The 18,728-nt window shown below is 60.7% G+C and carries 16 protein-coding genes; 9 read left to right on the top strand and 7 right to left on the bottom strand.

Going from position 1 to position 18,728, the window contains the following annotated elements; genetic code table 11:
* Positions 1-11: 11 nt before the first annotated feature.
* The 5 genes from potA to WA302_RS06555 all read left to right on the top strand — a co-directional run bounded on the left by potA (position 12) and on the right by WA302_RS06555 (position 5,937).
* Positions 12-1,127, top strand: a complete 1,116-nt coding sequence (gene potA, locus WA302_RS06575; RefSeq protein WP_049207153.1) for a spermidine/putrescine ABC transporter ATP-binding protein PotA — start codon at positions 12-14, stop codon at positions 1,125-1,127.
* Positions 1,111-1,971 carry a spermidine/putrescine ABC transporter permease PotB gene (gene potB, locus WA302_RS06570; protein ID WP_043141503.1) on the top strand — a complete coding sequence of 287 codons (861 nt, stop codon included), beginning with the start codon at positions 1,111-1,113 and terminating at the stop codon, positions 1,969-1,971. The genes potA and potB overlap by 17 nt, the downstream gene beginning before the upstream one ends.
* The gene (gene potC, locus WA302_RS06565; RefSeq protein WP_043141506.1) at positions 1,968-2,750 is read left to right on the top strand and encodes a spermidine/putrescine ABC transporter permease PotC; all 783 of its coding nucleotides are present in this window, start codon (positions 1,968-1,970) and stop codon (positions 2,748-2,750) included. Before potB ends, potC begins: the two co-directional genes overlap by 4 nt.
* A gap of 217 nt (positions 2,751-2,967) precedes the next feature.
* Positions 2,968-4,527, top strand: coding sequence for a PTS transporter subunit EIIC (locus WA302_RS06560; RefSeq protein WP_025302508.1), 1,560 nt, complete (start codon positions 2,968-2,970; stop codon positions 4,525-4,527).
* 24 nt (positions 4,528-4,551) lie between these two features.
* Positions 4,552-5,937, top strand: a complete 1,386-nt coding sequence (locus WA302_RS06555) for a family 4 glycosyl hydrolase (protein WP_025302507.1) — start codon at positions 4,552-4,554, stop codon at positions 5,935-5,937.
* A 17-nt stretch (positions 5,938-5,954) separates the two neighbouring features.
* Here the strand turns inward: WA302_RS06555 and WA302_RS06550 are convergent, their stop codons facing one another.
* Positions 5,955-6,665 (bottom strand): MurR/RpiR family transcriptional regulator, encoded by a 711-nt coding sequence (locus WA302_RS06550; protein WP_025302506.1) that lies wholly within the window; start codon positions 6,663-6,665, stop codon positions 5,955-5,957.
* Positions 6,666-6,901: 236 nt separating this feature from the next.
* Between WA302_RS06550 and potD the strand changes: the two genes are divergently transcribed.
* A complete protein-coding gene (gene potD / locus WA302_RS06545) occupies positions 6,902-7,945 on the top strand; it encodes a spermidine/putrescine ABC transporter substrate-binding protein PotD (RefSeq protein WP_164062590.1) in 1,044 nt (347 codons plus the stop codon).
* 48 nt (positions 7,946-7,993) lie between these two features.
* Here potD and cobB read toward each other — a convergent pair whose 3' ends face one another.
* From cobB to lolC, 5 genes are all read right to left on the bottom strand, one after another.
* Positions 7,994-8,830 (bottom strand): Sir2 family NAD+-dependent deacetylase, encoded by an 837-nt coding sequence (gene cobB, locus WA302_RS06540; protein WP_016928086.1) that lies wholly within the window; start codon positions 8,828-8,830, stop codon positions 7,994-7,996.
* A gap of 91 nt (positions 8,831-8,921) precedes the next feature.
* Positions 8,922-9,839, bottom strand: coding sequence for an N-acetylglucosamine kinase (gene nagK / locus WA302_RS06535; protein ID WP_043141509.1), 918 nt, complete (start codon positions 9,837-9,839; stop codon positions 8,922-8,924).
* Between the two features lie 53 nt (positions 9,840-9,892).
* Positions 9,893-11,140: a lipoprotein-releasing ABC transporter permease subunit LolE gene (gene lolE, locus WA302_RS06530; protein WP_025302503.1), complete on the bottom strand. Its 1,248-nt coding sequence runs from the start codon at positions 11,138-11,140 to the stop codon at positions 9,893-9,895.
* The gene (gene lolD, locus WA302_RS06525) at positions 11,140-11,844 is read right to left on the bottom strand and encodes a lipoprotein-releasing ABC transporter ATP-binding protein LolD (RefSeq protein ID WP_004941120.1); all 705 of its coding nucleotides are present in this window, start codon (positions 11,842-11,844) and stop codon (positions 11,140-11,142) included. The genes lolE and lolD overlap by 1 nt, the downstream gene beginning before the upstream one ends.
* Complete coding sequence (gene lolC / locus WA302_RS06520) at positions 11,837-13,039, bottom strand: lipoprotein-releasing ABC transporter permease subunit LolC (RefSeq protein WP_004941116.1); 1,203 nt, start codon at positions 13,037-13,039, stop codon at positions 11,837-11,839. Before lolC ends, lolD begins: the two co-directional genes overlap by 8 nt.
* 38 nt (positions 13,040-13,077) lie before the next feature.
* On the opposite strand from lolC, the gene WA302_RS06515 reads away from it, so the two are divergent.
* Both WA302_RS06515 and mfd read left to right on the top strand, forming a co-directional pair.
* Positions 13,078-13,338, top strand: a complete 261-nt coding sequence (locus tag WA302_RS06515) for a hypothetical protein (protein WP_016928090.1) — start codon at positions 13,078-13,080, stop codon at positions 13,336-13,338.
* 10 nt (positions 13,339-13,348) lie between these two features.
* The gene (gene mfd, locus WA302_RS06510) at positions 13,349-16,822 is read left to right on the top strand and encodes a transcription-repair coupling factor (protein WP_043141515.1); all 3,474 of its coding nucleotides are present in this window, start codon (positions 13,349-13,351) and stop codon (positions 16,820-16,822) included.
* A gap of 32 nt (positions 16,823-16,854) precedes the next feature.
* Here mfd and WA302_RS06505 read toward each other — a convergent pair whose 3' ends face one another.
* Positions 16,855-17,955, bottom strand: coding sequence for a GGDEF domain-containing protein (locus WA302_RS06505; RefSeq protein ID WP_043141520.1), 1,101 nt, complete (start codon positions 17,953-17,955; stop codon positions 16,855-16,857).
* Between the two features lie 198 nt (positions 17,956-18,153).
* On the opposite strand from WA302_RS06505, the gene WA302_RS06500 reads away from it, so the two are divergent.
* Positions 18,154-18,639, top strand: coding sequence for a heme-degrading domain-containing protein (locus WA302_RS06500; protein WP_025302499.1), 486 nt, complete (start codon positions 18,154-18,156; stop codon positions 18,637-18,639).
* Positions 18,640-18,728: the final 89 nt, after the last annotated feature.

Genomic DNA, 18,728 nt, shown 5'->3' with positions numbered 1-18,728 from the left:
TAATACGATAAATGACTGAGACATCCTCTCCGACTCCCCTTGTTGAACTGCATGCCCTGAGCAAAGCGTTCGATGGCAAAACCATCATTGCCGATCTGGATCTGACGATTAATCACGGCGAATTCCTCACCATTCTCGGCCCCTCCGGCTGTGGCAAAACCACGGTGCTGCGCCTGATCGCCGGTCTGGAAGACGCCGATCGGGGCCGCATCGCGCTCGACGGCCAGGACATCACCGCCATTGCGGCCGAGCATCGCCACGTCAACACCGTGTTTCAGAGCTACGCTCTGTTTCCGCACATGTCGGTGTTCGACAACGTTGCCTTCGGCCTGCGCATGCAAAAGGTGCCGGCGGCGGAACTGACGCCGCGCGTCGAAGAGGCGCTGCGCATGGTGCAGCTGGATACGTTCGCCAAGCGCCGGCCGGGCCAGCTCTCCGGCGGCCAACAGCAGCGCGTGGCCATCGCCCGCGCGGTGGTCAACAAGCCGAAGGTGCTGCTGCTGGACGAATCGCTGTCGGCGCTGGACTACAAGCTGCGCAAGCAGATGCAGAACGAGCTGAAGGCGCTGCAGCGCAAGCTGGGCATCACCTTCGTGTTCGTCACCCACGATCAGGAAGAAGCGCTGACCATGTCGGACCGCATCGTGGTGATGCGCGAAGGCCGCATCGAGCAGGACGGCACGCCGCGTGAGATCTACGAAGAGCCGAAGAATCTGTTCGTCGCCAGCTTCATCGGCGAGATTAACATCTTCGACGCGGTGGTTTTGGAGCGCCTCGATCCACAGCGGGTGCGCGCCAACGTCGAAGGCCGCGAGTGCGACATCTATGCCGATCTGCCGGTGGAGCCGGGCCAAAAGCTGAAGGTGCTGCTGCGCCCGGAAGATCTGCGGGTGGAAGAAGTGAACGACAGCGCGCAGCACGACGGGCTGATCGGTTACGTGCGTGAGCGCAACTACAAAGGCATGACGCTGGAGTCGGTGGTCGAGCTGGAGAACGGCAAAACGGTGATGGTCAGCGAGTTCTTCAACGAAGACGATCCGGACGTCGATCACTCGCTCAACCAGAAGATGGCGGTGACCTGGGTCGAAAGCTGGGAGGTGGTGCTGGCCGATGAAGAAATCGCGTAAAGTCTTCCAGAATGTGGTGATCGTCGGCGTCGTCGCCTGGCTGCTGTTGTTCGTGTTCATGCCGAACCTGATGATCATCGGCACCAGCTTCCTGACCCGCGACGACGCCAACCTGGTGCAGATGGTGTTCACGCTGGATAACTACCGGCGCTTGTTCGACCCGTTGTACGCCCAGGTGCTGCTGCACTCGCTGAACATGGCGCTGATCGCCACCGTGTGCTGCCTGGTGATCGGCTATCCGTTCGCCTTTATCCTGGCGCGCTTGCCGCAGAAGGTGCGGCCGCTGCTGCTGTTTCTGCTGATCGTGCCCTTCTGGACCAACTCGCTGATCCGCATCTACGGCCTGAAGCTGTTTCTCAGCACCCGCGGCTATCTCAACGACGCGCTGCTGTGGATCGGCGTCATCGACAAGCCGCTGCGCATCATGTACACCTCGGAAGCGGTGATCCTCGGCCTGGTGTATATTCTGCTGCCGTTTATGGTGATGCCGCTCTACTCCAGCATCGAAAAGCTCGATAAATCCTGCCTGGAGGCGGCGCGCGATCTCGGCGCCAGCAAGCTGCAGACCTTTATCCGCATCATCGTGCCGCTGACCATGCCGGGCATTATCGCCGGCTGCCTGCTGGTGGTGCTGCCGGCGATGGGGCTGTTCTTCGTCGCCGATCTGATGGGCGGCGCCAAGAATCTATTGATCGGCAACGTGATTAAAAGCCAGTTCCTCAATATCCGCGACTGGCCGTTCGGCGCGGCCACCAGCATCTGCCTGACGCTGGTGATGGGGCTGTTGCTGCTGGTCTATTACCGGGCCGCCCGCCTGCTGAACAAGAAGGAGGATCTGGCATGATCGGACGTCTGCTACGCGGCGGCTTTATGACGCTGGTATACGCCTATCTGTATATCCCGATCGTCATCCTGATCGTCAACTCCTTCAACGCTTCGCGCTTTGGCATCAACTGGCAAGGATTCACCACCAAGTGGTACGCCACGCTGCTGAATAACGACAGCCTGCTGCAGGCCGCGGGGCACTCGCTGACCATGGCGGTGCTCTCCGCTACCTTCGCCACCCTGATCGGCTCGCTGACCGCGGTGGCGCTGTACCGCTACCGCTTCCGCGGCAAGCCGTTCGTCGGCGGCATGCTGTTCGTGGTGATGATGTCGCCGGACATCGTAATGGCCATCTCGCTGCTGGTGCTGTTCATGCTGCTGGGCATTTCGCTCGGCTTCTGGTCGCTGCTGTTCTCGCACATCACCTTCTGCCTGCCGTTCGTGGTAGTGACCGTCTACGCGCGCCTGAAAGGCTTCGACGTGAAGATGCTGGAAGCCGCGCGCGACCTCGGCGCAAGCGAGTTTACCATCCTGCGCAAAATCATCCTGCCGCTGGCGATGCCGGCGGTGGCGGCCGGTTGGCTGCTGAGCTTTACCCTGTCGATGGACGACGTGGTCGTCTCCTCCTTTGTCACCGGGCCGAGCTACGAGATTTTGCCGCTGAAGATCTACTCGATGGTGAAAGTCGGCGTCTCGCCGGAGGTCAACGCGCTGGCCACCATTTTGCTGCTGCTGTCGCTGGTGCTGGTGATCGCCAGCCAGTGGGTGATGCGCGATCGCTCGCCCAAGGCAGAATAATCCTTCCCGCCGGGCGCTGCCGCGCCCGGTTGTGATCCCCTTCACAACCGGCACCGGTTGTCACTCAGTGAGCATCGGTGCCTATTTCCGCCCCGCCGATTGCAGCGGCGAAAACTTCCCCCTATAACTGAATCCAGGCAAGGTGCCTTATTTTTCTCGCTTTCAGGGAGTTTATTCAGCAACGTCGTCATCCATTAAAATATAAAAAGGAACTGCCATGAAAGGTATTATCGATAATATCTTAAACAAGCTGCAGCTTTTCTCCAAAGCCATGATGGGGCCGATATTTTTCCTGCCGGTAATCGGTCTGATTCTGGCGCTCAGTTCTATTCTTACCAATGCCACATTAATCAATGAACATTCCGCCGTCTTCTCTATCGGTAAAATGATCGGCGATACCTTCTGGCCGTTATTCGGCAATCTCGGGCTGATTTTCTGTATCGGTATTACCTACGGCCTGGCCAAAGACAAGAAAAGCGAAGCGGCGCTGGTCGCGGTGATGTGCTTTATCATGTTCCTCGGCGCCAATTCGTCTTATCTGCAATTCAGCGGCCACGTCGCGGCCAAGATCAACGGTGAGTATTACGGCACCGGGCAAACGGAACTGCTGGGATTTACCGTGGTAGATATGGGCATTTTCCTCGGTCTTATCCTCGGCGTCACGATTGCCTGGGTGCATAACCGCCTGTGCAACGTCGAACTCAACGGCGTGTTCTCGGTCTACGGCGGCGCCAAGCTGGTGCTGATTGCCATGACGCCGATCATCATGCTGTACGCCGTCGCCTTCAGCTACCTGTGGCCGGCTATCTCACAGGGCCTGATCGCGCTTACCGGCTTTATGAAAAGCGCCGGCTCGCTCGGGGTATTCGTCTACGGCTTCTTCGAGAAATTTCTGATCCCCACCGGGCTGCACCACTTTATCTGGTCGCCGTTCCAGCTCACCAGTATCGGCGGTTCGATCGTACAAGACGGCCAGACCGTCTCCGGCTCGCAGGCGATTTTCCTGGCCTACATGCGCGACCCAAGCATCTCGCCGCTGATGAACGAGGCGCTGCGTTTCTCGCAGCAAGGGATGGTGACCATCTTCGGCCTGTCGGGCGCGGCATTGGCTTTCTATCACACCGCCAAACCGGAAAAGAAAATGCTGGCCAAGGCGATTCTGATCCCGGCCATCACCACCTCGATCCTGGTCGGCATCACCGAGCCGATAGAGTTCACCTTCCTGTTTATCTCTCCGCTGTTGTGGGTGATCCACGCCGTGTTGACCGCGCTCTCGCAGGTAGCCTGCAACCTGTTCCAGGTGCGCCCCTGGGGCGCCAGCGGGCTGGTCGAGTTCCTGGCCTACAACCTGCCGCTGCCGGTCTCTCTCACCCGCTGGCCGCTGTATGTGGTCATCGGGCTGGTGCAGTTTGCGGTGTATTACCTGGTGTTCAAAACGCTGGTGCTGAAGCTCAATCTGAAAACGCCGGGCCGTGAAGATGATCAGGACGTCAAACTCTATTCCAAACAGGATTACCGGAACCGTAAAAATACCCCGGACGAGCCAAGCGGCATCATTATTCGCGCGCTGGGTGGCAAGGAAAACATTATTTCCGTCGATAACTGCTTTACCCGGCTGCGGGTGGAATTAAAGGATATGGCGCGGGTGGATGAGGCCGCGTTGAAAAGTACCGGCGCCAAAGGCGTGGTGAAGAATCGCCGTGAAGTGCAGGTGATTTACGGCGTCACGGTCGGCAAGGTCAAAAATCAGGTAGAGAAATATTTAGCGGCACTCTAACGCTTTATTAATGGGAGATATCGAATGAAATTAACCGTTCTCGGCGGCGGCGGCGTGCGTTCCCCGTTCCTCGCCAAATCCATCGCCTATAACGCCCATCGCATCGGCATTACCGAAGTGGTGTTTATGGATACCGATGAGCGCCATCTGGCGATCTACGGCGCCCTCGCACAGGGCGTATTCCAGCGCATTCGCGGCGACATTGCTTTCAGCCTCAGCAGCGATCCGCGCCAGGCGCTGCAAGACGCCGATTACATCATCACCACCCTGCGCATCGGCGGCGAGGAAGGCCGCATCCATGACGAGCGCATCGCGCTCAATCACCAGTTGCTCGGGCAAGAAACCACCGGCGCCGGCGGCTTCGCCATGGCGATGCGTTCAATTCCGGCGATCCTCGACTATTGCCGCCTGATCGAGCAGGTTTCCTCGCCGGACGCGGTCCTGTTCAACTTCACCAATCCTTCCGGCATGGTGACCGAGGCGATCATCAAATCCGGCTTCCAGCGCCGGGTCTACGGCATCTGCGACGCCCCCAGCGAGTTTATCCGCGAACTGGCCGAGCTGCTGGACTGCCGCGAAGACCAACTGAGCGTCGACTGCTTCGGCCTCAACCATCTTTCCTGGTTCCGCAATGCGCGCGTCAACGGCGAGCCGGTCACGGAACGGTTGCTGGCGGATCCGCGCCTGTATCGCGATACCTGCATGAAATACTTCTCGCCGGAGCTGGTGGCGCTGTCAGACAATTTGATGCTCAACGAGTATCTCTACTATTACTACTACCGTGAGCAGGCGATCGCCGCCATCGTCGCGGGCGGCGAGACCCGCGGCGAACAAATCGCGGCGATCAACCGCCAAATGCTGTCAGAGTTAGGCGAGCTGGACATCCCCCACCAGTTGGAACACGCCTTCTCTGTCTACTTCAGCCATTATCTGCAGCGCGAAAACTCCTACATGCAGCGCGAGTCCAACCAGGGCAAGGTGAAAAAACGTGAGATGCTGACGCTGCAACAGTTTATCGAGCAGCCGGACAGCGGCGGCTATGCCGGGGTGGCGATCGACATTCTGGAGGCGGTCAACAGCGGCCGGCAAAAACGCGTAGTGGTATCGATGCAAAACCGCGACACGCTCGATTTTCTGCACCCGGAAGACGTGATCGAAATCAGCTGCGAATTGAGCAGCGCCGGGATTCAGCCGGTCAAAATGCGCGATATTCCCGACACCCAGAAAAACCTGATTTCGCAGGTGAAAGAGTACGAACGGCTGGCGGTGGCGGCGATCCTGACCGGCAACCGCCAACTGGCCATCAAGGCGCTGATGGTGCACCCGCTGGTCAACTCCTACTCGCTGGCGAAAACGCTGGTGGAGGAGTACCTGCTGGCCCACCGTCAGTATGCCAGGCACTGGCGCTAAACGGTGCGATGCGGCCGTCAGCGGCCGCGTCGTTCAAACCAGGCGGTGATCACATTCTCGAATCCCAACAGACAGTGGCCGAAAAATGGGTTGGGATAGTAGATATCGTGATCGTATTTTTGCCGATCCTCAAACAGAAAGGTCATATCGGCCTGCTGCGCCAGCGGGCTGTCGCCGTCGCCGCAGAAGGCCGCCAGCAGAATGTGATTACGCTTCACCGCCTCGCTCCAGCTCAGCGCCGAGCCGCTGTTGCCCGACTTTGAAATCACGATCACCATGTCGAAGCGAAAGCGCGTCTCGCGGTCAAGAATGTCGAAATCCGGCCACAGCGACAGGTAACTGTCTACGCCCAGCGTCATAAACTTGTTGTACATATACTGCGCCACCAGCTGTGAAAAACCGCTGCCGTGGATCAGGATCTTGCCGCTGTCGAGCAGATCGAGAAACTGCGCCTGCTGGGCCGGCGGTGCCGCCGACGTAGGGCGTTCCACCTGGTAGGCCGGCGCCATCGTCAGGTTGAACTTGATGAAATAGACCAGTTCGAGATAGCCGCGAAAGCCCAGCTTTTTAGCCAGCCGCACCAGCGTCGAGGGGGAACTGTAGCAGCGTGCGGACACCGCGCGGATGCCGTCGTCGATGCAGGCGTCCGGGTTGTCGAGAATGCAGTGCAAAATCGTCAGATCCGTCTTGCTGAGCTCCGCCTGGCTGAAGACCTGTTTGAAATTCATCGCCGCCCTCGTTTATTCGCCAAAATTATTGTTTCGCACGCGCTTCACCGCCTGTCCAGCGCGAGACACACAAATTGTGATGCGCTTTAAGCCGCCGAACCCCTTGATTTGCCAACGGGATAACCGCCTTTACCCACCCCGCCCCGGCCCCTATAATGGCCCCTTTCTGGGGTATGGCGCGGCCGAAAACGGCAGCCCATACGGGTTCGGCTCACTACTGCTGAAGGATACGCTGCATGAAAAAGTGGTCACATCTGCTCGCAGCCGGGATGATGGCGCTGAGTTTCTGCTCTGCAAACGCCTCTGACGGCAAGACACTGTACTTCTATAACTGGACTGAATACGTCCCGCCGGGGCTGCTGGAGCAGTTCACCAAGGAAACCGGCATCAAGGTGATCTATTCCACCTATGAATCCAACGAAAGCATGTACGCCAAGCTGAAAACCTACAAAGACGGCGCGTACGATCTGGTGGTGCCTTCCACTTACTTCATCGCCAAGATGAGCAAGGAAGGCATGCTGCAAAAAATCGACAAGAGCAAGCTCAGCCACTTCAAGGATCTCGATCCCACCCTGCTGAACAAGCCGTTCGATCCCAACAACGACTATTCCATTCCTTACATCTGGGGCGCTACTGCCATCGGCGTTAACAGCGACGCGCAAGATCCCTCTACCGTTACCGCCTGGGCCGATCTGTGGCAACCGCAGTACAAGGGCCGCCTGCTGTTGACTGACGACGCACGCGAAGTGTTCCAAATGGCGCTGCTCAAGCTGGGCTATTCCGGTAACACCACCGATCCGAAGGAGATCGAAGCTGCCTACCACGAACTGCAAAAATTGATGCCAAACGTGCTGGCCTTCAACTCCGACAACCCGGGCAACCCGTTTATGGAAGGGGAAGTCAACGTCGGCATGGTGTGGAACGGTTCGGCCTTTGTGGCGCGCCAGGCCGGCACGCCGCTGGAGATCGTCTGGCCGAAGGAAGGCGGGATCTTCTGGATGGACAGCCTGGCCATTCCGGCCAACGCGCGCAACGTCGAAGGGGCGCTGAAGCTGATCGACTTCCTGCTGCGGCCGGAAATCGCGGTGCAGGTGGCGGAGACCATCGGTTACCCGACGCCGAACCTGGCGGCGAAGAAGCTGCTGTCGCCGGAGATCGCCAACGACCTATCACTCTATCCGGATAAGGCGGTGATTGAGCACGGCGAGTGGCAAAACGACGTCGGCGACGCCAGCACGCTGTACGAAAGCTACTTCCAAAAGTTGAAAGCCGGGCGCTAATACGCCCCGCCATCCCATCAGGGCGCGCAGTGCGCCCTGATGCCTTTCTCAGGGCCTGTCGGCCCGCGCCACCTTGCCCACCAGAAACTTGTGCACAAAACGCGGCACCACTTCACTGGCCAGACCGTAGTGTTTCTCGTCGAACTGGCTTTCCACCTGACTCGGCTCCAGGTTCAGCTCCATCGCATAGGCGCCGCCCAGCCGCGCCTCATGCACGAACCCGGCCGCCGGATAGACGTGGCCGGAAGTGCCGATGGCGACGAAGAAATCGGCCTTGCTCAGCGCCTGGTAGATGTCGTCCATGCCCAGCGGCATCTCGCCGAACCACACCACGTGCGGCCGCAGCGGCGCCGGGAACTGGCAGCAATGGCAACGATCGTCGACGCTGAGATCGCCGGGCCATTCGAACACCTGCCCCGACTGGGTGCAGCGCACCTTCAGCAATTCGCCGTGCATATGCAACACCCGCTTGCTGCCGGCGCGCTCATGCAGGTTATCGATGTTTTGCGTGACCAGCAGGAAGTTGTCTCCCAGCCACTCTTCCAGATCCGCCAGCGCGCGGTGCGCGGCGTTCGGAACGATCTCCTCCGTCTGCAGCTGACGGCGGCGTTCGTTGTAAAACGCCTGCACCAGCGCCGGATCGCGCTGGAAACCTTCCGGCGTGGCGACGTCCTCCACCCGGTGCTCTTCCCACAGCCCATCCGCGGCGCGGAAGGTGCGAATGCCCGACTCGGCCGAAATGCCGGCCCCGGTCAACACCACCACAAACGGCTTTTTCAGCTCTGCCGCCGCCATGGTGTCACGGTGAAAAATACGTGAACGAAAGCGCTGATGCAGCACATGCTTACTCTTGCGAAACTGACACAGCCGATGGCGAGTGTGCATTAACTCTCTCCTTACTTTTCCCTGTTTACCCTTCTTACTGGACGTTGCGGCGTTGTTGGCTGCATATATTCACGCCTGGCCGCAACGCCCATTACGTTGGGCGAGCCAAATTGAGAAACGCTGCGCCGCGCACGCCGCCGGCGTCGCCATAGCGCGCTTTCTCGATGCGCGGTAGCCGGGCCACCCGCAGCAGGTGAGCCGGCAGCCGCTGCGGCAACGCCTGATAAATGGCGTCGAAGTTCGACAACCCGCCGCCGATCACCACCAAATGCGGATCCAGCACCGTCAGCAGGTTGCCCAGGCAGATCGCCAGCACGTCCATAAAGCGGTCGACGTGGGCCACCGCCTGCGGCTCACCCGCCTGATAATGCGCAATGATCTCGGTGGCAGGCAAGCGCCGGCCATAGAAATGGGCGTACATCCATTCGAAACCGCGGCCCGATATGTAATTTTCGATGCAACCCTGATGGCCGCACCCGCAGGCAACGCGAGGCACATCACGCCCCAGCACCTCGAGCGCGTCCACCGGCAGGCGCAAATGGCCGAACTCGCCGGCGATATAGTTGCGCCCAGGCACCGTCTTGCCGTCGACGATCAGGCCGCCGCCTACGCCGGTGCCGAGGATGATGCCCAGCACCGTCGGGTAGCGGCGGAACTCGTCGTCCCAGGCTTCCGACAGCGCAAAGCAGTTGGCGTCGTTATCGACCCGCACCTCGCGCCCGATCAGCGCCGCCAGATCGCGCGGCAGCGGACGCCCCATCGCCGCCGGCACGTTGGCGGTAAACAGCGTGCCGTCATCGTCGTTGGGCAGGCCCGGAATACCGATGCCGACGCTGCCGCGCCGGCCGCAAAACGCATCCGCCTCCAGGGTCAGATCGCACAGCGTGGCCAGCAGTTGCCGATAATCGTCGCGCGGCGTCGGCACCCGCTTTTGCCAAATGCGCCGCAGGTTGTCGTCGAACACCCCCAGCTCAATCTTGGTGCCGCCCATATCGAAACCGTAGTACATAACCCATCCCCAGGCTAAAAAAACGGGGCGGCATCGCTGCCTCCCCGTGGGTTTTATTGTCCGCTCAGCACCCGCGCCGGATCGATGCGGCTGGCGCGCCTCGCCGGATACCAACTGGCCAGCAGGCTCAGCACGATGGCGGTCGCCAGCACGATCAGCACATCCAGCCAGTGCAGCTCGGAAGGCAGGAAGTCGATGAAGTAGATATCGCCCGACAGGAAGGAATGGCCGACCAGTTTCTCGATGCCCCGGATGATGTTGGTCAGCTGCAGCGAGGCGATCACCCCGATCACCACGCCGCTCAGGCTGCCCAGCAGCCCGGCCAGCAGCCCGTACCAGATGAAGATGGCGCGGATAAAACCGTCTTTGGCGCCCAGGGTACGCAGCACTGCGATGTCGGCGCTTTTGTCTTTCACCGCCATCACCAGCGTGGAGACAATGTTGAAGCAGGCTACGCCGATCACCAGCACCATCGCCAGGTACATGATGGCGCGGATCATCTGGATGTCGCGATACATATAGCCGTACTTGCCGATCCAGCTTTTGATGTAGATATAAGAATTGGTCACTTCGCCGGCGTCGCGCACCAGTTTGTTGGCGGCGAACACGTCGTTCATCTTGAGGGCGATGCCCGTGACGCTGTCACCCATGTCGAGATACTGCTGCGCATCGGCCAACGGCACCAGCGCCAGGCTGTGATCGAGTTGGCCGCTGAGCTGCAAAATGCCGGTCACATGCAGGCGAATGCGCTTCGGCTGCAGCAGCTTCATTTCCGGGTCGCTGTTGGGGATCATCACCGTGACATAGGCGCCCTGCTTGACGCCCAGCGCGTCGGCCACGCCCTTGCCGAGGATCACCTGCTGCTCGCCGGGCTTGAAGTTGGCCCAGGCGTCGCCCTGCACATACTGCGGCAGCGCGCTCAGCCGGCTCTCCTGCTGCGGATCAACGCCTTTGACTTCCACCGCGCGCAGCTGCGCGCCGTTTTCCATCAGGCCGGTAAAGTTGATGTACGGTGCGGCGGCCACAATGCCCGGCACCTTTTCCACCCGTTGCAGAATCGACGGCCAGCCGCTGAACGGCTGATTGACCGGTTCGAGTTCGCCATGCGGCACCACCGCCAGAATGCGGTTCTTCAGCTCGCGCTCAAAGCCGTTCATCGCGCTCAGGCCGACGATCAGCACCGCCACCCCCAACGCAATGCCAATGGTGGAGATAACCGAGATCAGCGACACCATGCCGCCGCGTTTACGGCCGCGGCTGAAACGCAGGGCCGTCAGGAAGGACAGTGAGGCTCCCGCCATTACTCGGCCCCCATCAGGGTCAGCTGCGCCTGCAGGTGGCCGTCGGCCATTTCCAGCTGGCGGCTCAGACGCTTGGCCAGCTGCAGATCGTGCGTCACCACCAGGAACGCGGTGCCCTGACGCACGTTCAGCTCGCCCAGCAGATCGAAGATGCTGTCCGCGGTGCGTTTATCCAGGTTACCGGTCGGTTCGTCCGCCAGCACCAGCGCCGGGTTGTTGACCAGCGCGCGGGCGATCGCTACGCGCTGACGCTCGCCGCCGGAAAGCTCGGACGGACGGTGTTTGCTGCGCTTTTCCAGCCCGACCGCCGCCAGCATCTCCCGCGCTTTCTCCTGCGCCTGCGCCGGTTTGGCGCCGCCGATCAGCAGCGGCATGGCGGCGTTTTCCAGCGCGGTGAAGTCCGGCAACAGGTGGTGGAACTGATAGATGAAGCCCAACTGGCGGTTGCGCAGCTCAGCCTTGGCCGCCGAAGACATGGCGTTCAGCGATTCGCCCTTGAAAATCACCTCGCCGGAGGTCGGTGAGTCCAACCCGCCCAGCAGGTGCAACAGGGTGCTCTTGCCGGAACCCGAGCTGCCGACGATCGCCATCATCTCGCCCTGCTGCATAGCAAAGCTGACGTTGCGCAGCACGTCGGTGTGCAGGTTGCCTTCCTGATAGGTCTTGCACAGGTTGTCACACTGCAACAAAAGATGGTTACTCATAACGTAAAGCCTCAGCGGGTTGTACGGCGGCAGCGCGCCATGAAGGATAAAGCGTGGACAACAGGGAAACCGCCATCGCCACCACGGCGATGATCGTCACCTGCAGCGGATCGACCGCCACCGGCAGCGAAGCGCCGTCGATCAAGGCGCCGAGGATCGGCATCAGGTTATTCAGGTTGGTGGCCAGCAGCACGCCGAGCAGCGTGCCGAGCAGCGAACCGATGATGCCGGCGCTGGCGCCCTGCACCATGAATACCGACATGATCTGGCGGCGGGTCAGCCCCTGGGTCTGCAGAATGGCAACCTCGCCCTGCTTCTCCATCACCAGCAGGCCGAGCGACGTAATGATGTTAAACGCCGCCACCGCCACGATCAGGCTGAGCAGCAGCCCCATCATGTTCTTCTCCATGCGCACCGCCTGGAACAGCTCGCCCTTGCGATCGCGCCAGTCTTTCCAGACGGTGCCCGCCGGCAGCGCCTGTTGGCTGAGGGTATCGACCGTCAGCGGCTGTTGCAGGAACAGGCGCCAGCCGGTGATGTTGCCGGCCGGGTAACGCATCAGGCGCGAGGCATCCTGTTGGTTGACCAACAGCTGATAGCCGTCCACCTCGCTATTGGCATGGAAGGTGCCGATGAGGGTGAACAGGCGCTGGCTGGGGATGCGGCCCATCGGTGTGAACTGGCTGGCGCTCGGCACCATCACGCGCAGCGAATCGCCGCGCTTGACGCCCAGTTGCCCCGCCAGCTGTTCGCCGATGATGATGTTGTATTGGCCCGGCTGCAGCTGTTGCTGCTTGACGTTGACCAGATAGGGGGTTAGCGGATCGGCCTCGTCGGGATTGACGCCAAGCATCACCCCAACCGCCACGCTGCGGGCGCTTTGCAGCACCACGTCACCGGTGGTCAGCGGCGCAACGCGCGTGACGCCCTGCAGCTTCTGCACCTCGGAGGCCGGCAGCTGCTGCGGGTTGACCGATCCCTGTGGACTGGTGACCAACGCCTGCGGCATCAGGCCGAGGATGTTGTTCTCCAGATCCTTTTCGAAACCGTTCATCACCGACAGCACGGTGACCAACGCCATCACCCCCAGCGTAATGCCGATGGTGGAAAGCCAGGAAACAAACCGCCCGAAGCGGTCTGAGGCTCGCCCGCGCATGTAGCGCAGGCCAATGAATAACGCGACAGGTTGATACATGAAATCCGTTTGATAGCCGTGGCTTAAGCAAAGTGATCATGGATAATAAAGGCTCTCCCTCGTTTAGGGAACACCCGACGGCCTTTTATTGCGTGGCGGCGAAGAGGGAGACGGCGGCAGCTTCGCGCGTTATTTATCCTCAGCCGCAAAAAACAGACGGCATTAACCGGTTAAATAACCGGCAGAAAATTGATGAGCAGCGCTTTTTGCTGTGTCAGTTTGCCGGCCGCTGGGCTACTATAAACAGCATAAAGGCGCTGGGTTATCCGTGCCGGGACGCCATCCAACACATTGATTAAAGATACCTGAATGAGCACTTCCGATAGCCGTAACCGTTCTTCATCCCCTCGTTATTCTCTGCCCGATCGCGCGGGCGATCTGCGCCAACTGGGGCAACTGACCGGCGCGGCCTGTGCCGTGGAATGCGCCGAGATCGTAGAACGCCACCCTGGCCCGGTGATGCTGATCGCGCCGGATATGCAAAACGCCCTGCGGCTGCGCGACGAGATCCAGCAGTTCACTGACCAGATGGTGACTACGCTGTCCGACTGGGAAACCCTGCCGTACGACAGCTTCTCGCCGCACCAGGAAATCATCTCAGATCGTTTGTCGAGCCTGTATCACCTGCCGACCATGGCGCGTGGTGTGATCATTCTGCCGGTCAACACCCTGATGCAGCGCGTCTGCCCGCACGAATTCCTGCACGGCCACGCGCTGGTGATGAAGAAAGGCCAGCGCCTGTCGCGCGACAAGCTGCGCGCGCAGTTGGAACAGGCCGGCTACCGCAGCGTCGATCAGGTGATGGAGCACGGCGAATTCGCCACCCGCGGCGCGCTGCTCGATCTTTACCCAATGGGCAGCGATGAGCCTTACCGCATCGACTTTTTCGATGACGAAATCGACAGTCTGCGCATCTTCGACGTCGATACCCAGCGCACGCTGAGCGAAGTTGAGGCCATCAATCTGTTGCCGGCCCACGAGTTCCCCACCGACAAGAACGCCATCGAGCTGTTCCGCAGCCAGTGGCGCGAGCAGTTTGAGGTGCGCCGCGACGCCGAGCATATCTATCAGCAGGTCAGCAAAAGCGCCTGGCCGGCCGGCATCGAATACTGGCAGCCGCTGTTCTTCAGCCAACCGCTGCCGTCGCTGTTCAGCTACCTGCCGGCCAACACGCTGATCGTCAACACCGGCGATCTGGAGGGCGCCGCCGAGCGCTTCTGGCAGGACGTCAACCAGCGTTACGAAAGCCGCCGCGTCGATCCGATGCGCCCGCTGCTGGCGCCGGATACGCTGTGGCTGCGCGTTGACGCGCTGTTCGGCGAGCTGAAAGCCTGGCCGCGCATCGCGCTGAAAACCGATGAGCTGCCGGCCAAAGCCGGCAATACCAATCTGGATTACCATGCCCTGCCCGATCTGGCGGTGCAGGCGCAGCATAAATCCCCGCTGGATAATCTGCGGCGCTTTATCGAAGGCTTCGACGGCAGCGTGATCTTCTCCGTCGAGAGCGAGGGGCGGCGTGAAACGCTGCAGGATCTGCTCGGCCGCATCAAGCTGGCGCCTGCCTTGATCCAACGACTCGATCAGGCGGAAACCGCGGGCCGTTACATGATGGTCGGCGCCGCCGAACACGGCTTCCTCGACGGCCTGCGCCGGCGGGCGCTGATCTGCGAAAGCGATCTGCTCGGCGAGCGCGTCAGCCGCCGCCGGCAGGACAACCGGCGCACCATCAACACCGATACCCTGATCCGCAACCTGGCGGAGCTGCATCCCGGCCAGCCGGTGGTGCACCTGGAGCACGGCGTCGGCCGCTATGTCGGCCTGACCACGCTGGAGGCCGGCGGCATCAAGGCCGAGTACCTGATCCTCTCCTACGCCGGTGAGGACAAGCTGTACGTGCCGGTGTCATCGCTGCATCTGATCAGCCGCTACGCCGGCGGCGCGGACGAAAACGCCCCGCTGCACAAACTGGGCGGCGACGCCTGGACGCGCGCGCGGCAGAAAGCCGCCGAGCGGGTGCGCGACGTGGCGGCCGAGCTGCTGGATATTTACGCCCAGCGCGCCGCCAAGGCCGGTTTCGCCTTCAAACACAACCGCGAGCAGTACCAGCTGTTCTGCCAGAGCTTCCCGTTCGAAACCACGCCGGATCAGGAACAGGCGATCAACGCGGTGCTGAGCGACATGTGCCAGCCGCTGGCGATGGACCGCCTGGTGTGCGGCGACGTCGGCTTCGGCAAAACCGAAGTGGCGATGCGCGCCGCCTTCCTGGCGGTGGAAAACGGCAAGCAGGTGGCGGTGCTGGTGCCGACGACGCTGCTGGCGCAGCAGCACTTCGACAACTTCCGCGATCGCTTCGCCACCTGGCCGATCCGCATCGAGATGATGTCGCGCTTCCGCAGCGCCAAAGAGCAGCAACAGGTGCTGGACGACGCGGCCGAAGGCAAAGTGGACATCATCATCGGCACCCACAAACTGCTGCAGAGCGATCTGCGCTGGAAGGATTTGGGGCTGCTGATCGTCGATGAAGAGCACCGTTTTGGCGTGCGCCACAAGGAGCGCATCAAGGCGATGCGCGCCGATGTCGATATCCTGACGCTGACCGCCACGCCAATCCCGCGGACGCTGAACATGGCGATGAGCGGCATGCGCGATCTGTCGATCATCGCCACTCCGCCGGCGCGCCGCTTGGCGGTGAAGACCTTCGTGCGCGAATACGACAGCCTGGTGGTGCGCGAGGCGATCCTGCGCGAAGTGCTGCGCGGCGGCCAGGTTTACTACCTTTACAACGACGTGGAAAATATCGAGAAAGCGGCGCAGCGCCTGGCTGAGCTGGTGCCTGAAGCGCGCATCGCCATCGGCCACGGCCAGATGCGTGAACGCGATCTGGAGCGGGTGATGAACGATTTCCACCACCAGCGCTTCAACGTGCTGGTGTGCACCACCATCATCGAAACCGGCATCGATATCCCCAGCGCCAACACCATCATCATCGAGCGGGCCGATCGCTTCGGCCTGGCGCAGCTGCATCAATTGCGCGGCCGCGTCGGGCGTTCGCACCACCAGGCTTACGCCTATCTGCTGACGCCAAACCCGAAAGCCATGGGCACCGACGCCCATAAACGGCTCGAGGCCATCGCGTCGCTGGAAGATCTCGGCGCCGGGTTCGCGCTGGCAACCCACGATCTGGAGATCCGCGGCGCCGGTGAACTGCTGGGTGAAGACCAGAGCGGCCAAATGACCACCGTCGGTTTCTCGCTCTATATGGAACTGCTGGAAAGCGCCGTCGACGCGTTGAAAAACGGCCGCGAACCGTCGTTGGAAGATCTCACCAGCAGCCAGACCGAGGTAGAACTGCGCATGCCGACGCTGCTGCCGGAAGACTTCATTCCCGACGTCAATACCCGTCTGTCACTGTATAAGCGTATCGCCAGCGCGAAGAACGACGGTGAGCTTGACGAGTTGAAGGTCGAACTGATCGACCGCTTCGGCCAGCTGCCGGATGCGGCGCGCAACCTGTTGCAATGCGCGGCGCTGCGCCTGCATGCGCAGAGGCTGGGGATCAAACGCATCGAGAGCAACGAGCGCGGCGGCTTTATCGAGTTCGGCGACAACAACCGCGTTGACCCAGGTTATCTGATCGGCCTGTTGCAGGGCAATCCGCAGGTTTACCGCCTGGACGGCCCGAGCAAGCTGAAGTTCACGCTCGATCTGGCCGATCGCCAGAAACGCCTGACGTTCACCGAAGAGCTGCTGAACGCCTTCCGCGAACACACGCTGGCGGCCTAAGGCAACGCCCCCGTCGCTACAACGGGGGCGGCTTATCCGCGCGGAAAACCGGCGCCCAGCGGCGCCAGCTGCATCACGCGGCTGGTCACCACCCGGTTTTTGCCGCTGCGCTTCGCCTCGTACAACGCTTCGTCGGTCATGGCGATTGCCTTGTCCAACGTCATGCCGGGCAGATACAGCGACACGCCGATGGACATCGTGATGTGCGCTTCGTCGTGTGCATTCAGCAAGAACGTCGAACTTTCCACCGCGCTGCGAATGCGCTCCGCCACCCCGCCGATGACCTGCGGATCGTAGCTGGCGGTGATCACCATAAACTCCTCGCCACCGTAGCGCCCGACGAAGTCCTCGTTACGCACGCTGTTTTGCAGCAGCCGGCCGACGCTGGCCAGCAGCACGTCACCGGCCGGATGACCGTAGGTATCGTTGATGCTTTTAAAGTTATCCAAATCGAGGATCATCAACCCGCACGGGCGGCGCTCGGCACGCTGCAGCATCAGCTGATAATCGACGCTGGCGCGGTTGTTGATGTGGGTCACACTGTCGGTCGTGGCACGCGCACGCATCGCAAAATAGGCGTAGATGTGGCGCTCTTTGAAATTCAGCGCATGATAGCAAATCGCCAGACAGAGCGCGGAGACCGCCTGGTACAGCAACACATCCGGCCACAGCCCGCTCATGTCCACCAGCAGCCACACCACCGCGATGCGATACAGCGCGATAATGCCGATCGTCAGGTAAAACGTCCGGTGGGATTTTTTCAGCCACACCTGCGACAGCAGCAGCGGCGCGATGATCGAGGCGATGAACAGGTTATCGACGGTGAAACCGCCGGTCAGCGCCATGGCGAACAGAAAACTCACCAGTCCGCTGACGCCGCCGCCGAAGAACGTCACCAGTATCATCGGGATCATCGCAAAGCTGTAATGTACCTTATCGGTCAACACCAGCCGATCCTGACTCAAATACAGCACCGCCACCCCGGCCAGCAGGCCGAACACGACGCGCTTCCACAGTGCGGAACGGTAGGAAAACGGGGCATTCTTGCTGAGAACGAAATAGCTTACCGACAGCGTGGCATAGGTGATGCAAGCGTCGCTGTAAAGGGTGGAAATGGACGCAATGTAAGTCATAAATAGTCAGCGCGCTCCTCGGGATCGCCAGGGGTAATGTAAAGACGTTGAATAACGCATCCCTGTCGTCTCCGCTTCGGCGGCGGCCATTTTACACAGTCTATTAATAGAGTAGCAGTTCTATCTTATCGCCAAGCCGTCTATCTCACGATGCTCGCTTCAGGCTACTCTGTCCTTTGTATATCGGGGGAGAAACGCATGAATATCGACGATGAACTGCAGGCGCTCAGCGAACAGGAAGCGACGCTGGCCTTTACCCATTTTGACGCCACCACCGCCTGGGAGCTGGGCGCGGCGCTGAAAACCGCCGCCGAGCGACGCGGCCTGAGCATCGCCATCGAAATCCAACTGGCCGGGCAGACGCTGTTTTATTACGCCATGCCGGGCGCCACGCCGGACATCGCCGACTGGGTGCGGCGCAAGCGCAATCTGGTGAACCATTTTCACAAAAGTTCTTACGCCATCGGCCTGCGTCTGCAGCAGCGGCAAACGTCGCTAGAGGAGCGTTACGGGCTGAGCGTGCGCGACTATTCGGTGCACGGTGGCGCCTTCCCGCTCACCCTGACCGGCCTCGGCTGCGTCGGCAGCATCAGCATTTCCGGCGCGCCGCAGAAGGAAGATCACCAGCTGTTGGTAAGCACTTTAGCCCACTTTCTTGGCTTATCCCTACCCGCTCTGCACTAACCGTCAAAACCTTGATTATTCCTTTCTTTTCAGCCGCAGAATCTGCGGCTGACTTACCTGTTAACGGCATTTAGCGCCGGATAAAACGA

Source organism: Serratia sp. 201 (assembly GCF_037027545.1).
In the GTDB taxonomy this organism is placed as follows: domain Bacteria; phylum Pseudomonadota; class Gammaproteobacteria; order Enterobacterales; family Enterobacteriaceae; genus Serratia; species Serratia bockelmannii.
This window is presented reverse-complemented; position numbering and strand designations above follow the sequence as displayed.